This is a genomic window from Enterobacter sp. 120016, from assembly GCF_018383635.1.
Lineage (GTDB): Bacteria > Pseudomonadota > Gammaproteobacteria > Enterobacterales > Enterobacteriaceae > Enterobacter > Enterobacter asburiae_D.
In genome coordinates, this window is record NZ_JAHAWC010000005.1 from 90,731 (window position 1) to 103,116 (window position 12,386).

The 12,386-nt window shown below is 55.3% G+C and carries 12 protein-coding genes and 5 tRNA genes; all 17 read right to left on the minus strand.

Annotated features, from left to right (window positions below):
* Positions 1-33: 33 nt before the first annotated feature.
* A complete protein-coding gene (luxS, locus tag KIF87_RS09770; protein ID WP_047646219.1) occupies positions 34-549 on the minus strand; it encodes an S-ribosylhomocysteine lyase in 516 nt (171 codons plus the stop codon).
* A gap of 153 nt (positions 550-702) precedes the next feature.
* Positions 703-2,247: a glutamate--cysteine ligase gene (gene gshA, locus KIF87_RS09775; protein ID WP_159514771.1), complete on the minus strand. Its 1,545-nt coding sequence runs from the start codon at positions 2,245-2,247 to the stop codon at positions 703-705.
* An 83-nt stretch (positions 2,248-2,330) separates the two neighbouring features.
* The gene (locus tag KIF87_RS09780) at positions 2,331-2,759 is read right to left on the minus strand and encodes a YqaA family protein (RefSeq protein ID WP_008499541.1); all 429 of its coding nucleotides are present in this window, start codon (positions 2,757-2,759) and stop codon (positions 2,331-2,333) included.
* Positions 2,756-3,322, minus strand: a complete 567-nt coding sequence (gene yqaB, locus KIF87_RS09785) for a fructose-1-phosphate/6-phosphogluconate phosphatase (protein WP_032648006.1) — start codon at positions 3,320-3,322, stop codon at positions 2,756-2,758. Before yqaB ends, KIF87_RS09780 begins: the two co-directional genes overlap by 4 nt.
* 117 nt (positions 3,323-3,439) lie before the next feature.
* Positions 3,440-3,516, minus strand: a tRNA-Arg gene (locus KIF87_RS09790).
* 160 nt (positions 3,517-3,676) lie between these two features.
* Positions 3,677-3,753 (minus strand) — tRNA-Arg (locus tag KIF87_RS09795).
* A gap of 29 nt (positions 3,754-3,782) precedes the next feature.
* Positions 3,783-3,859, minus strand: a tRNA-Arg gene (locus KIF87_RS09800).
* Between the two features lie 64 nt (positions 3,860-3,923).
* Positions 3,924-4,000, minus strand: a tRNA-Arg gene (locus tag KIF87_RS09805).
* Between the two features lie 4 nt (positions 4,001-4,004).
* A tRNA-Ser gene (locus tag KIF87_RS09810) sits at positions 4,005-4,097 on the minus strand.
* A gap of 342 nt (positions 4,098-4,439) precedes the next feature.
* Positions 4,440-4,625, minus strand: a complete 186-nt coding sequence (gene csrA / locus KIF87_RS09815; RefSeq protein WP_000906486.1) for a carbon storage regulator CsrA — start codon at positions 4,623-4,625, stop codon at positions 4,440-4,442.
* 241 nt (positions 4,626-4,866) lie between these two features.
* Positions 4,867-7,494, minus strand: a complete 2,628-nt coding sequence (gene alaS, locus KIF87_RS09820; RefSeq protein ID WP_213328623.1) for an alanine--tRNA ligase — start codon at positions 7,492-7,494, stop codon at positions 4,867-4,869.
* A 131-nt stretch (positions 7,495-7,625) separates the two neighbouring features.
* Entirely contained in the window at positions 7,626-8,126 is a 501-nt protein-coding gene (gene recX / locus KIF87_RS09825) for a recombination regulator RecX (protein WP_213328624.1), read from the minus strand.
* Between the two features lie 69 nt (positions 8,127-8,195).
* On the minus strand, positions 8,196-9,254 hold the full coding sequence (gene recA, locus KIF87_RS09830; RefSeq protein WP_023308943.1) for a recombinase RecA: 1,059 nt from the start codon (positions 9,252-9,254) through the stop codon (positions 8,196-8,198).
* An 89-nt stretch (positions 9,255-9,343) separates the two neighbouring features.
* The gene (gene pncC / locus KIF87_RS09835; RefSeq protein ID WP_023308944.1) at positions 9,344-9,841 is read right to left on the minus strand and encodes a nicotinamide-nucleotide amidase; all 498 of its coding nucleotides are present in this window, start codon (positions 9,839-9,841) and stop codon (positions 9,344-9,346) included.
* 129 nt (positions 9,842-9,970) lie between these two features.
* A complete protein-coding gene (locus KIF87_RS09840; RefSeq protein WP_213328625.1) occupies positions 9,971-10,849 on the minus strand; it encodes a metal ABC transporter substrate-binding protein in 879 nt (292 codons plus the stop codon).
* 14 nt (positions 10,850-10,863) lie between these two features.
* Positions 10,864-11,724: a metal ABC transporter permease gene (locus KIF87_RS09845; protein WP_032660373.1), complete on the minus strand. Its 861-nt coding sequence runs from the start codon at positions 11,722-11,724 to the stop codon at positions 10,864-10,866.
* Entirely contained in the window at positions 11,721-12,374 is a 654-nt protein-coding gene (locus tag KIF87_RS09850; RefSeq protein ID WP_045355803.1) for a metal ABC transporter ATP-binding protein, read from the minus strand. The genes KIF87_RS09845 and KIF87_RS09850 overlap by 4 nt, the downstream gene beginning before the upstream one ends.
* Positions 12,375-12,386: the final 12 nt, after the last annotated feature.

A 12,386-nucleotide genomic window follows, 5' to 3' on the forward strand; every position in this document is an offset into this window, starting at 1 on the left:
TACCCTCTCCCTGAGGGAGAGGGAAAAGGTGCACTAGATGTGCAGTTCCTGCAGTTTTTCTTTTGGCAGGGCCAGCTCTTCGTTGCTGTTCACGCGAACATCACGCTCGATGATGTGACGCGCGATTTCCTGCGCTTCTTCCAGAGAGTGCATCTGGTAAGTACCGCACTGGTAAACGTTCAGCTCAGGGATCTGGTTCTGCTCTTTCACCTTCAGCACGTCTTCCATCGCCGCTTTCCACGCATCTGCGACGCGTTTCTCGTCAGGCACACCAATCAGACTCATGTAGAAACCGGTACGGCAGCCCATCGGAGAGATATCGATGATCTCAACGCCGTTGCCGTTCAGGTGGTCACGCATGAAGCCAGCGAACAGGTGCTCCAGGGTATGAATGCCTTTCTCTGGCATCACTTCTTTATTTGGCACGCAGAAACGCAGATCGAAGACGGTGATCGTGTCGCCGTGCGGGGTGTGCATGGTCTTCGCCACGCGAACTGCAGGTGCTTCCATACGGGTATGGTCGACAGTAAAGCTATCTAATAACGGCATACGTCACCTCCGATAGTGATTTTTTTTAAAATAAACTGAACTCTTCTACAGAATGCGCGTCTGAGTATATGAAAGACGCGCATTTGTTATCATCATCCCTGAATTCAGAGATGTATATTTTGGCCACAGCGATGTGGCCTTTTTCTTTTCTGCTTAAGCCTGCTTCGCCAGAAACGCCTCAAACGACTCGGTATCCGCCGCTTCAACTTCTTTCTGACGCACAACGGACGCATCGCGTTCCGCTACAAAATCCGCTTCGCTCAGCACTTCTAACGGCTCCTGCATCAGCATCTCACGGTACTCCGCTGAGAGTGAACGCCCCGTGCCGCCAATGCCCTGATCGATCATAGAACGCAGAATGCGTGCTGAGAACGTCAGTTCCGGATTATCAAAACTTTCCACCAGCCGATCGCAGATCTGTTGATACGCGTCGCCGCCGTCGATGCTGTCCATTGTCCGGGCAACACGCTTCAGGTCACGGAACAGATCTTTGCCGACTTTGGTCAGCGGGAACTGTGCCGTTTCGCAGCCGATACCGAGCGTCAGACCAGGTTTACGCCCTTCCAGAATCACGCGGTTCCAGTTTGTACGGGTGCAGAGCAGTTCGTCTGAACTCATTTCCGGCGCATCCGCCAGCACGCACCAGACCATAAACAGATCCAGGAAGCGAATCTGCTGTTCATCAACGCCAATCGGTGAGAACGGGTTGATATCCAGCGAGCGTACTTCAATGTATTCAATCCCACCGCGCTGAAGCGCATCCGACGGGGTTTCACCGCTGCGCGTTACGCGCTTAGGACGAATAGGCGCATACAGCTCGTTTTCAATCTGCAGCACATTGCTGTTGATTTGCAGGCGCTTGCCGTCTTTTTCGAGGCCGATTTTCTCGTACTCTTCCGACGGGGTTTTGATCGCCCGCTTCAATCCTGCCACATATTCGTGCAATTCGTTAAACGTAATACCGAGATTGCTTTGCGATTTATTGGTATAACCGAGATCGCTCAGGCGCAGAGAGGTCGCGTACGGGAGATAGTACATTCCGCACTCGGTCTTCTCGAACGGCAGCGTGGTCGGTTTCCCCTGCAGGAACGAAGAACAGATCGCCGGGGAGGCACCAAACAGATACGGGATCACCCAGCCGAAACGGTAATAGTTGCGGATCAGGCGGAAATAGCCCTCAGAGATCGCGTCTTTATCTGTTTCACCGCATTTCGCCTGCCAGAAAGCCATTGGCAGCGAGAAGTTGTAATGCACGCCAGAGATCGTCTGCATCAACGCGCCGTAGCGGTTTTTCAACCCTTCGCGATAGAGCGTTTTCAGCCGACCGATATTTGACGTGCCGTACTGCGCCAGCTCAATCTCCTGGCCCTGCTCGATATAGCACGGCATGCTGAGCGGCCACATACGTTCGTCGCCCATGTTGCGCGCGGTATAGCGATGGATATCGCGCATGATCGTCAGCATATGATCAATATCACCTTCTACTGGCGTGATGAACTCCAGCAGTGCTTCAGCGAAATCGGTTGTGATCCATTTATGTGTCAGCGCCGAGCCTAACGCCTTCGGGTGACCCGTCGTCGCTAAGCTACCGTCCGCGTTAACGCGCAGCGTTTCACGCTCAAGACCACGCTGAATACCCTTCAATGCCTGAGGGTGGTTTTCCAGCCAGGCCAGCGCCTGAGATACGTCCGGGATCAAATTGACCTCCCGCCTGTCAAAGTAATGTTACTCAGCATAATTGTAATGGTTGACGATTGAAGGTCGCGTATTCATTCCACCAATTAGTGCCACCACGTCATACCCTGTAGTGTTGCCCACGCCACGAGAACATAGCGCAACGCCTTGCCAAGGCACAAAAAAAAGAGCACCGGTCCCCAGGAGATGCGCATCCATCCCGCCAGCAGACACAGTAAGTCGCCTATTACAGGCATCCAGCTTAATAACAGCGTGGCAGCGCCATAGCGTTTTAGCCAGCCGACTGCCTTTTCCTGCCAGCGCGATTTTTCGCGCAGCGGAAAGAAACGCCCAAGAATAACGTTAGTCAGCCCTCCAAGGCTATTACCCATTGTTGCTATTAATACAAGCAGCCAGGGCTGACTCACGCCGGACAACAGCATCGCCACCAGCACCACTTCCGAATTTCCCGGTAACAGCGTGGCGCTTAAAAAACTGCTGGCGAATAATGAGGCGAGTGACAGCGCGTCACTCACAGTAAGCGCACATCCACCGCATCCATTCCGGCATCACGCGCGGCCTGGATACCAAAATCGGCATCTTCAAACACGACACATTTTGCCGCCGGGACGCCCATTAACTCAGCGCAAAGCAGGAAGGTGTCCGGTGCGGGCTTATGATGTTTAACATGATCGGCGGCGACCACGGCAGAAAAATAGTGGCGCAGGCCAAGATGATTGAGTAATGCCTCAGCAATCGCACTTTCGCTGCCCGTTCCGACCGACATCGGGCGACGCCCGTGCCACTCTTTTACCACATCAATCAGCGGCAGAGGGCGTACGGTATCTAAAAGCATGGCTTTTACCGCATCGGTTTTTTCGCGCGCGAGCAGGTGCGGGTCGAGATCGGCCTGATTCAGTTCAATCACGGCCTGTGCAATACGCCAGGTGGGGGATCCGTTGAGGGCAATCATCGCCTGAAGATCGAAACGCATACCGTAGCGGCCCAGGACGTCAGTCCAGGCTTGACGATGCGTGGGTTCGGTATCCAGGAGAGTGCCGTCCATATCGAAGATCAAACCGTCATACTGTGCGTACATCGTGCTCTCGCTAAACGATTAACAAAGCATTACTTTATCGTAAATGGTGATTTTTGTCGCTGATTGAGAGTGTGATTGCTGACGGAACGTCGAAGGAATAAACAAAGAAGGGGAATATGGTGCATCCGGGAGGATTCGAACCTCCGACCGCTCGGTTCGTAGCCGAGTACTCTATCCAGCTGAGCTACGGATGCATCAGGGAACTACTTTCAGAAATAATAATGGTGCATCCGGGAGGATTACTCGGCTGCGCCTCGCCCTGCGGGCCGTTGCTGAAGCAACGTTATCCTCCCTGGTGCTCGCGATTAACTCGCAGACCTTGAAACAACAGCGTGGCTATTATCTCGGAGAATATGGTGCATCCGGGAGGATTCGAACCTCCGACCGCTCGGTTCGTAGCCGAGTACTCTATCCAGCTGAGCTACGGATGCATCAGGGTACTGCTTTCAGAAATAGTAAATGGTGCATCCGGGAGGATTCGAACCTCCGACCGCTCGGTTCGTAGCCGAGTACTCTATCCAGCTGAGCTACGGATGCATCGGGATTTACTACTGTACTGCTCGATATTCATATCACTTCTAAAGCAATATGAAGTAATAGATGGTGCATCCGGGAGGATTCGAACCTCCGACCGCTCGGTTCGTAGCCGAGTACTCTATCCAGCTGAGCTACGGATGCAAAATGGCGGTGAGGCGGGGATTCGAACCCCGGATGCAGCTTTTGACCGCATACTCCCTTAGCAGGGGAGCGCCTTCAGCCTCTCGGCCACCTCACCACACAACGCCTCTTTCGAGTGCTTCGAGTTACTCGTTAAGAGCTTCTCGTCGCTGCGTGGCGCATATATTACTTTCTGGGACTTATAAGTCAAACAATTTTCCAAAAGCTTTTATCGTTTGCACAAATCACACGCAATTCGCATGTAAAAGCCGCAAAGAGGGTGTTTTATAAGCGGATTTTGCAGGCATCTTCACAGAAAACCTTTGCAGAAATGGCGGCGTAAGGGCGAGTTTAGGGTAACGGAGTGGTTAAAAAGAGAGCGTTTGAAATTAAACGGTAACGTTGAGCAGGAAAAATGACAGGAGGGTTGCGTCTCGCCCGACAGCGAGACGCGACAATATCAGTAACTGGACTGCTGGGATTTTTCAGCCTGGATACGCTGGTAGATCTCTTCACGGTGGACAGATACTTCTTTAGGAGCGTTAACACCAATACGTACCTGGTTACCCTTTACCCCTAAAACTGTCACGGTGACCTCATCCCCAATCATGAGGGTCTCACCAACTCGACGAGTCAGAATCAGCATTCTTTGCTCCTTGAAAGATTAAAAGAGTCGGGTCTCTTGTATCCCGGCATTATCCATCATATAACGCCAAAAAGTAAGCGATGACAAACACGTAAAGTGTAAGCAGTCACGGCATCACATTCTGTTAAACGTAAGTTTAGCCGATATACACAAACTCAACCTGACTTTATCGTTATCGATAGCACAGTGAACAAGACGCCATAACGTTACCGCTATGGCGTCTGCTTGTGCTTTGTAGTTATTACAGTTTCGCGCTTACCCAGCTTTCAACGCTGGCCAATGCCGCAGGAAGTGCCGCCGCATCCGTACCACCGGCTTGCGCCATGTCCGGACGACCGCCACCCTTGCCGCCCACCTGCTGAGCGACCATACCAATCAGTTCCCCTGCTTTTACGCGGTCGGTCACATCCTTAGAGACGCCCGCAATCAGAGAAACCTTACCTTCTGCCACTGTCGCCAGCACGATAACGGTAGAACCAAGCTGGTTCTTGAGATCGTCGACCATAGTACGCAGCATCTTAGGCTCAACGCCCGCCAGATCGCTGACCAGCAGTTTGACACCCTTAATGTCTACAGCCTTGCTGGAGAGGTTTGCACTCTCCTGCGCCGCAGCCTGCTCTTTGAGCTGCTGCAGCTCTTTTTCCAGCTGACGCGTGCGATCCAGCGCAACGCGCACTTTCTCGCCCAGGTTCTGGCTATCGCCTTTCAGCAGCTGCGCGATGTCGTGCAGCTGATCGCTCTGCGCATGCAGGCTGGCAATCGCACCTTCACCGGTCACCGCTTCAATACGACGCACACCTGCCGCCGTGCCCGACTCGGAAACAATGCGGAACAGGCCGATGTCACCGGTGCGCGATGCGTGCGTACCGCCGCACAGCTCGGTAGAGAAGTCGCCCATGCTCAGCACGCGAACGCGGTCGTCATATTTCTCACCAAACAGCGCCATCGCACCTTTTTTCTTCGCGTCCTCGAGCTCCATGATGTGGGTCTCGATTGGCAGGTTACGACGGATCTGCGCGTTCACCAGATCTTCCACCGCGCGGATTTCAGACGGTTTCATCGCTTCAAAATGCGAGAAGTCGAAACGCAGCACTTTATCGTTAACCAGAGAACCTTTCTGTGCAACGTGGGTACCGAGTACGTCGCGCAGGGCAGCGTGCATCAGGTGGGTTGCAGAGTGGTTCAGACGAATGCGCGCGCGGCGAGCTTCATCCACGTTAGCCTGTACGCCCTCGCCCACTTTCAGAGAACCGGAAACCAGTTTGCCCTGGTGACCAATCGCCTGACCGTATTTCTGGGTATCGCTGACGCTGAAGCTGAAACCGTTGCCTTTCAGTTCGCCCTTATCGCCAACCTGGCCGCCGGACTCCGCGTAGAACGGCGTTTTGTCCAGAATGACAACCGCATCCTGGCCCGCGCTAATGCTGTCCACGGCTTTACCGTCAACAAACAGAGCGGTCACTTTGCCGGTCAGTTCCAGCGCGTCATAACCTTTGAATTCTGACGCGCTATCAACGCGGATCATCGCGTTGTAGTCTGCACCGAAACCGCTGGATTCACGCGCACGACGACGCTGCTCTTCCATCGCGGCTTCGAAGCCCGCTTCGTCAACTTTGATGTTGCGCTCGCGGCAAACGTCCGCCGTCAGGTCAACCGGGAAGCCGTAGGTGTCGTACAGGCGGAAAGCGGTTTCGCCATCCAGCGTGTCGCCCTTAAGTTTCGCCAGCTCTTCGTCCAGCAGCGCCAGACCGCGCTCCAGTGTACGTGCAAACTGCTCTTCTTCGGTTTTCAGAACCTGCTCTACCTGCGCCTGCTGGCGTTTCAGCTCATCACCGGCAGCACCCATCACGCCAATCAGTGGCCCAACGAGTTTATAGAAGAAGGTGTCCTTCGCGCCCAGCATGTTGCCGTGACGGATGGCACGACGAATGATACGACGCAGCACGTAGCCACGGTTTTCATTCGACGGGATAACGCCGTCGGCAATCAGGAACGCACAGGAACGAATGTGGTCCGCGATAACGCGCAGAGATTTATTGCTGAGGTCGGTCGCACCGGTCACTTCCGCGACGGACTTGATCAGCGTGCTGAACAGATCGATGTCATAGTTGGAGTTAACGTGCTGCAGAACCGCGGCAATACGCTCCAGACCCATACCGGTATCAACGGAAGGCTTCGGCAGCGGCTCCATCGTACCGTCGGCCTGACGGTTGAACTGCATGAAGACGATGTTCCAGATCTCAATGTAGCGATCGCCGTCTTCTTCCGGGCTGCCTGGAGGGCCGCCCCAGATGTGGTCGCCGTGATCGTAGAAGATCTCGGTGCACGGACCGCAAGGACCGGTATCACCCATCTGCCAGAAGTTATCAGACGCGTATGGCGCGCCTTTGTTATCACCGATGCGAATAATACGCTCGCGCGGGATCCCGACTTCTTTTTCCCAGATTTCGTAGGCTTCGTCATCGGTTTCATAGACGGTAACCCACAGACGCTCTTTCGGCAGGTTGAACCAGTTTTCACCGGTCAGCAGTTCCCACGCATATTGAATAGCATCGTGTTTGAAGTAGTCGCCGAAGCTGAAGTTACCCAGCATTTCGAAGAACGTATGGTGACGCGCGGTGTAACCGACGTTTTCCAGGTCGTTGTGTTTACCGCCCGCACGCACGCAACGCTGTGAGGTTGTGGCGCGGGAATAATTACGCTTGTCGAGACCAAGGAACACGTCCTTGAACTGGTTCATCCCGGCGTTGGTAAACAGCAGAGTCGGATCGTTGTTCGGTACCAGGGAGCTGCTGGCAACAACCTGGTGTCCCTTACTATGGAAAAAATCGAGAAACGCCTGACGGATCTCAGCGGTGCTCTTGCTCATAATTATCCTGAAATCAAGCTAACGAAATGTCGTAGCCAGCCTGTATCGGTAAACCGTTGGACAGACCAGCTACTGGAAAAAGTGGGAATAAGATAAGTTTTCTTGGGTGGGAAGTAAAATCCCGCATGCGTTCAATCGGCAAAATTACGCCAGATATCCTGAATATCTTCCATCAGAAAGCCGCGGTAGAGCAAAAAGCGCTGGATTTTGACTTTTTCTGAAAATTCACGCGGCAGCGGTTCGCCGTATTTACGTATCGCCTGTTCTCTGGCTAGCTCGCACCAGTCAATATCGCATTCGCGCATCGCTTTTTCGATGGATTCCCGGGCCACCCCTTTCTGGTTCAGCTCCTGCCGGATGCGCGCGGGCCCATATCCTTTGCGGCCGCGGCTGGCGAGAAAGCGTGAGGCAAAACGTTCGTCATCGAGATAGTGATGCTCATAGCACCAGGCGATCACGCGGTCATAATCTTCCGCGGTGGCATCAATCTCTTCCGGCCCGTTTTTACTCATCACCGGAGCCGACAGTTTTCGCCGCAGCTCCTGTTCACTGTGGTCACGCACTGCCAGGATGCGCACCGCGCGGTCCAGTAAGCGTGCATACGCGGGTCGACGTGTTGTCGGTTCACTCATAAAAAAACCTGCTGATTCAGAAATGCAAAAAGGGCCGCATCAGCAGCCCTTCATTTTTAAACGAAAGAATTAAAAGTCTTCGTTAGTTTCTTCAGCATCCGCGGCATCCACCACGAAATCAGGTTTGGAGTCCTGGTTGTTCAGCAGAAGCTCACGCACCTTCTTCTCAATCTCTTTCGCCGCAGCCGGGTTCTCTTTCAGCCAGGAGATCGCGTTCGCTTTACCCTGACCAATCTTGTCACCGTTGTAGCTGTACCAGGCGCCCGCTTTTTCAATCAGCTTCTCTTTCACGCCCAGGTCAACCAGCTCGCCGAGGAAGTTGATCCCTTCGCCGTAGAGGATCTGGAACTCAGCCTGTTTGAACGGCGCGGCGATTTTGTTCTTCACAACCTTCACGCGGGTCTCGCTACCCACCACGTTCTCGCCCTCTTTCACCGCGCCGATACGGCGGATATCCAGACGGACAGAGGCGTAGAATTTCAGTGCGTTACCACCGGTAGTGGTTTCCGGGTTACCGAACATCACACCAATTTTCATACGGATCTGGTTGATGAAGATCAGCAGCGTGTTGGACTGCTTCAGGTTACCGGCCAGCTTACGCATCGCCTGGCTCATCATACGTGCCGCGAGGCCCATGTGAGAGTCACCGATTTCGCCTTCGATTTCGGCTTTTGGCGTCAGTGCGGCAACGGAGTCGACCACGATAACGTCAACGGCACCAGAACGCGCCAGCGCGTCACAAATTTCCAGCGCCTGCTCACCGGTGTCCGGCTGAGAACACAGCAGGTTGTCGATATCCACGCCCAGCTTGCGGGCATAAACAGGGTCCAGCGCATGCTCGGCATCGATAAACGCACAGGTTTTACCTTCGCGCTGTGCCGCGGCAATCACCTGCAGCGTCAGGGTGGTTTTACCGGAGGACTCTGGCCCGTAGATTTCTACGATACGGCCCATAGGCAGACCGCCAGCGCCCAGCGCGATATCCAGAGAAAGCGAACCGGTGGAGATGGTTTCCACATCCATGGAACGGTCTTCACCCAGGCGCATGATGGAGCCTTTACCGAATTGCTTTTCGATCTGGCCCAGTGCTGCCGCCAACGCTTTCTGTTTGTTTTCGTCGATAGCCATTATTACTCCTGTCATGCCGGGAGAAGCGACTGTGCTTCACCGTGGATTTCTGTTCTGTTGGTGCAATTATACTGTATGGTCATACAGTATCAAGTATTTTGTAGAAATTGTTGCCAGAGCGTTTTTAACGCATAAACGGTTGCCTGACGACGCACGCTTTCGCGATCGCCGCTGAAGCACTCCCGGCGGGTGATCCCTTCCCCTTTGGAGGTGGCGAACCCAAACCAGACGGTGCCGACAGGCTTCACGTCGCTGCCGCCGTCCGGGCCCGCAATGCCGCTAATGGAAATCGCGTAATCTGCGCGCGCCTCTTTGAGCGCGCCAATGGCCATCTCTATCACCACCGGTTCGCTGACCGCGCCATGCTGTTCAAGCGTGGATTCGCGCACGCCAATCATCTGTGCTTTAGCTTCGTTACTGTAGGTCACAAAACCGCGTTCAAACCAGGCGGAACTGCCGGCAATATCGGTAATCGCTTTCGCCACCCAGCCGCCGGTACAGGATTCCGCAGTGGTGATTGTCGCGCCACGCTGCTTCAGTGCAAGGCCAACGATCTCGCTAAGCTGCATCAATTCATGGTCAGTCATTCTCGCTCCAGGCATCAGAAAAACGTGCAGCACAAGATAGCACTTTCTCGTCAGATGTGGGGATGCACTTCAGGTTTTACGAGGGGGCTTCAGAAAAAAGCCGGTACGGACGCACCGGCGGTGGAAAGGTTATTTCATGCTCTCAGCGAGGGTGTTCACATTGTGGCGAAACGCCTTAACGTAGGTGTCTGCCGCCCCACCTTTTGCCGACAGCGCTTCGGGGTAAAGCTCGCCCCCAGGCTGCGCGCCCGTCGCCGACGCAATCTGCTTAACCAGACGCGGATCGAGCTGATTTTCCATAAACCAGGTTTTCACGCCGTCGGCTTTAATCTGATTGATAATCTCAGCGACCTGCGCCGCGCTGGCTTCGCTCTCAGACGACAGCCCCTGCGGCGCCATGAACGTCACGCCGTAGGCGCGGCTGAAATAGCCGAAAGCGTCATGGCTGGTCAGCACTTTACGCTTCGCCGGCGGGATCTGGCTAAAGCGCGTTTTGGCCCAGTTATCCAGCTGGCTAAGCTGCGCGATATACGGTTTACCGGAGGCTTCCAGCGCGGCTTTATCATCCGGATCGGCTTTCACCAGCCCGTTCAGGATATTTTGTGCATAGCGCGCCCCGTTCGCCGCGCTGTTCCACGCGTGCGGATCGGTGACGGTTTTGCCGTCCTCTTCCAGGGTGTGGGTTTTCACCCCGGCTGAAGCCACCACCAGCTGCCCCTTAAATCCGGAGGCTTTTACCAGACGGTCAAGCCAGCCTTCCAGCCCCAGGCCGTTCACCACCACCACATCAGCCTTGCTCAGGGCCGCGCTGTCTTTCGGCGACGGTTCGAAGGTATGCGGATCGCCGTCCGGCCCGACCAGCGTCGTCACCTTCACATGGTCGCCGCCTACCTCCTGCGTGATATCCCCCAGTATCGAAAAGCTGGTGACCACATTCAGCGTTTTCGCCATCACGCCGTGCGACATCATCCCCAGCGCGAGCGCCACTACAAATCCTGTACGTTTCATCGTTTCCCCTTGCGTTAAAAAAGCGCGCGCAGGCTGCCAGCGAGCCTGCTTCGCGTACCCAGTAAAATGGAAATAAAGAACAGCGCGCTGGCGGTGAGCACGATGGATGGCCCGGCCGGTAGACTCATCGCCCAGGAGAGGCTCAACCCCAGCCATGCGCAGAAAATACCGCTGATACCCGCCATCAGGAGTAAGGCAGGTAACGTGCGCACCCAGCAGCGTGCCGCCACGGCCGGAAGCATCATCAGTCCGACGGCCATCAGCGTGCCGAGCACCTGAAAACCGGCCACCAGGTTAAGCACCAGCAGCGCCAGAAACAGTCCGTGCAGCAGGCCAGGCAGCCAGCGGGCGTTCACCTGGAGCCAGGCGGTATCAAACGCTTCTGTAACCAGCCCGCGATAAAACAGCGCCAGCGTAATAAGGGTGAACATACAAACGCCCGTGACAAACAGCGCGGCGTCGTTGTCCACGGCGAGGATGGAGCCAAACAGCAGATGCAGCAGATCGACATTTGACCCGCGCAGCGACACCAGCGTGACCCCCAGCGCCAGCGAGCCAAGATAAAACCCGGCAAAGCTCGCATCTTCTTTCAGCGGCGTGCGTCGACTGACCAGTCCGGCCAGCAGCGCCACGGTAATTCCCGCGATAAAACCGCCAATACTCATCGCCAGCAGCGACATCCCGCTGAGCAAATACCCCACGGCGACACCCGGCAAAATGGCGTGAGAAAGGGCGTCGCCCATCAGGCTCATCCGACGCAACTGAAGAAACACACCGAGCGCGGTAGTGCTGACGGAGAGCGCCAGGCAAACCACCAGCGCGCGACGCATAAAGCCGTACTCAATAAACGGCTGAAAAAAGAGATGCCAGATCATGCCACCCTCACCCGCTCGGTTTTCCACTGGGGGACGTCAGCATCCAGCCGTAACGTCTGCGGGAAATGGCGCGACACGCGCTCGCTGTCGTGCAGTACCGCGAGCAGCGTTTGCCCCTGCATATACATCTCCAGCATCAAATCCATCAGCACGCTGCAGGTGGCTTCATCGACCCCGGTAAAGGGTTCATCCAGCATCACCAGCGGCGCCTGCTGCACCAGGACGCGGGCAAAGAGCATGCGCTGAAACTGACCGCCGGAGAGTTCATCGATGGTGGATAACGCCATGGACTCAAGCCCAACGCGCTCAAGCGCGCTGGCAATGCGCAGCCGCGTTTCGCGACGAAACCCGGAAAAAAGCGAAATGCCCGGCCAGCAGCCCATGCTTACCACGTCCTGTACGGTCAGCGGAAACTGCGCCTCCAGCGCGTGACGCTGTGCCAGCCAGCCGATTACCGGACGCTTACCCTGCCAGCGGAAGCCGCCGCTGACGGGAGGAATAAACCCCGCCAGCGTTTTTAGCAGCGTGGATTTCCCGCAGCCGTTAGCGCCGATAATGGCGGTCATGCTTCCGCGTTCAATGGTGCCCGAGAGGGGCCGCGTAACGGGCTGGCGTTCATAACCCGCAACCAGTTCATTCATCACAATCATGGCAATGCCACC

Bases quoted from the DNA above. Each gene is read 5' to 3' on its own strand.
- KIF87_RS09850 (WP_045355803.1), bottom strand. From the start codon at position 12,374: ATGATTGTGATGAATGAACTGGTTGCGGGTTATGAACGCCAGCCCGTT.
- luxS (WP_047646219.1), bottom strand. From the start codon at position 549: ATGCCGTTATTAGATAGCTTTACTGTCGACCATACCCGTATGGAAGCA.
- csrA (WP_000906486.1), bottom strand. From the start codon at position 4,625: ATGCTGATTCTGACTCGTCGAGTTGGTGAGACCCTCATGATTGGGGAT.
- recX (WP_213328624.1), bottom strand. From the start codon at position 8,126: ATGAGTGAACCGACAACACGTCGACCCGCGTATGCACGCTTACTGGAC.
- alaS (WP_213328623.1), bottom strand. From the start codon at position 7,494: ATGAGCAAGAGCACCGCTGAGATCCGTCAGGCGTTTCTCGATTTTTTC.
- KIF87_RS09840 (WP_213328625.1), bottom strand. From the start codon at position 10,849: ATGAAACGTACAGGATTTGTAGTGGCGCTCGCGCTGGGGATGATGTCG.
- pncC (WP_023308944.1), bottom strand. From the start codon at position 9,841: ATGACTGACCATGAATTGATGCAGCTTAGCGAGATCGTTGGCCTTGCA.
- yqaB (WP_032648006.1), bottom strand. From the start codon at position 3,322: ATGTACGCACAGTATGACGGTTTGATCTTCGATATGGACGGCACTCTC.
- recA (WP_023308943.1), bottom strand. From the start codon at position 9,254: ATGGCTATCGACGAAAACAAACAGAAAGCGTTGGCGGCAGCACTGGGC.
- KIF87_RS09845 (WP_032660373.1), bottom strand. From the start codon at position 11,724: ATGATCTGGCATCTCTTTTTTCAGCCGTTTATTGAGTACGGCTTTATG.